The 2,147-nt window shown below is 63.5% G+C and carries 3 protein-coding genes; 2 read left to right on the top strand and 1 reads right to left on the bottom strand.

Going from position 1 to position 2,147, the window contains the following annotated elements:
* Positions 1–503, top strand: a 503-nt coding sequence (locus tag WBV42_RS04995) for a 3-hydroxyacyl-CoA dehydrogenase family protein (protein ID WP_423985050.1), incomplete at its 5' end; no start/stop codon positions are given.
* Positions 500–1,339, top strand: coding sequence for an enoyl-CoA hydratase/isomerase family protein (locus WBV42_RS04990; protein ID WP_423985049.1), 840 nt, complete (start codon positions 500–502; stop codon positions 1,337–1,339). The genes WBV42_RS04995 and WBV42_RS04990, both read left to right, overlap by 4 nt.
* Here WBV42_RS04990 and WBV42_RS04985 read toward each other — a convergent pair whose 3' ends face one another.
* Positions 1,340–2,122, bottom strand: a complete 783-nt coding sequence (locus tag WBV42_RS04985) for a helix-turn-helix transcriptional regulator (RefSeq protein WP_423985048.1) — start codon at positions 2,120–2,122, stop codon at positions 1,340–1,342.
* Between the last annotated feature and the right edge of the window lie 25 nt (positions 2,123–2,147).

Genomic DNA, 2,147 nt, shown 5'->3' with positions numbered 1-2,147 from the left:
CGGTGCACATCATGAAACTGGTCGAAATCGTGATTCCCGAGCAGAGTAGCTCGAAGACGGTCGAATTCGCGTCCGAGTTCGTGGACGGCATCGACAAGGTGGGCGTCGAGGTCAACGACTCGCCGGGGTTCGCGTCCTCGCGCCTCGGCGTCGCGCTCGGCGTCGAAGCGATTCGCATGTTACAGGAGGGCGTGGCGAGTCCCGAGGACATCGACACGGCGATGGAACTCGGCTACAACCACCCGATGGGACCGATCGAACTCGGCGACGTGGTCGGGTTGGACGTTCGACTCGGCATCCTCGAACACCTCCGCGAGGAACTCGGCGAGCGGTTCCGCCCGCCGCAGATCCTCCGCCAGAAAGTACGCGCCGGAAAACTCGGCAAGAAGACTGGCGAAGGGTTCTACGTCTGGGAGGACGGCGAAATAGTGGGGGTGTCTGGTCAGTCGGAGTCCGACGAACAGACCATCACGTACAGCAACAAGGGCGGTGACGACGAATGACCGACGACGATACCGGATCGGACGACAGCCCCGGCAGTCCCGCTCAGGTCGCGAACGAGTGCGGCACGGTCGATTTCGACGTCGAGGAGTACGTCGGCACGGTCACGCTGAACCGGCCCGATGCGCGCAACGCGCTGAACGCGCAGGTGCGCACCGAACTGAAGGACGTCCTCGACGCCGTGGAGGCGTCGCCGGACGTGCGCGTCGTCGTGCTCACCGGCGCGTCGGAGGCGAAGGCGTTCGTCGCGGGGGCCGACGTGAAGGAACTGCGGGAACGGGATGCGCTCTCTCAACGCGAAGCGAGCAAGCGGCCGCGCGTGTACGAGTACGTGGATGACCTCGAAAAGCCAGTCATCGCGGCCATCAACGGCCACGCACTCGGCGGGGGCTGTGAACTCGCACAGGCCTGCGACGTGCGTATCGCACACGAACGGGCGAAACTCGGTCAGCCCGAAATCAACCTCGGCATCATGCCCGGTGGCGGTGGCACCCAACGACTGGCACGACTAGTCGGCGAGGGGCAAGCCATGCGACTCGTCCTTTCCGGGGAGATCATCGACGCCGAGGAGGCCCGGGAGATCGGCCTCGTGGACGAAGTCCGTGAAGACGGGGAGTTCGAGGACCGCGTGTACGAACTCGCGGGTCGGATGGCCGATAAGAGCCCGACGGCGCTCGAACTGGCGAAGAAGGCGGTGAAAGCGAGCAGTCGGATGGACCTCGAATCCGGAATCGAGTACGAAGCGGAACTGTTCGCCCTGCTGTTCGCGTCGGGGGACAAAAACGAGGGAATCGACGCGTTCCTCGAAGACCGCGACCCGGAGTGGGAAGACCGGTAGCTACCTCCCGCCGACGAGGGTCGCCCGCTCGCGGTAGGATTCGAACACGTCTTTTCCCCACTCTACCGAAGCGGGGGTGTCGTTCGCGATGATACCACGGAGTTCTCCCCGCTCGTCGTAGACGACGACACTGACGCCGTCGTGTGCACCTTCGACGACGATGAGTCCGTACGGGAACGTCGCGTCCATCTCCCAGATCGATAGCTGGTCCGAGTCCAGCGCTTCGTTCAACTGCGTACCGTAATCCGTGACGAGAAACTCGACCACGGGGCGTTCGAGTACCAACTCCGCGGTCATGTTCCCGTCGATGACACGGTCCTGAAACAGTTCGACGTACTGGGGCAGTGCCACCGGCGAGATACCGCGCACGACGTCCGCGCTGTCGACCATCTCCCTGAACGACCGTATCGGATAGTTGGGGGCGTGTCGCTCGGCGAGAACCGTCCGGGCGTCGTCGAGGAGAGCGGTGGATAGCTCTGCCTTCGATGGAAGGGTGGAGAGCAGTTGGCGGGTTCGACGGACGTCTTCGGCGGTGGTTCGAAAGGAATCGTACTCGCTTGCGAGTATCCGTCCGACGAGCGTCAAGGCGAGTCCGTCGTCGGTTCGCTCGACGAGGTCGTACTCGTGGAGTTCCCGCACCCCTTTGTACACCGTCGAACGGGAGACACCCAGTTCGTCTCCGAGATGGTGTTTCGGGATCGGTCCCGACGAGAGTGCGGCGAGAAATCCGGCACGCTTGACGACTGTCGAAATCAGCGCTTCCGGTCCACTCTCGTCGGACATGAGTTACCGACCGTTTCCCACCCGA

Source organism: Haladaptatus sp., from assembly GCF_049589095.1.
GTDB lineage: Archaea > Halobacteriota > Halobacteria > Halobacteriales > Haladaptataceae > Haladaptatus.
This window is presented reverse-complemented; position numbering and strand designations above follow the sequence as displayed.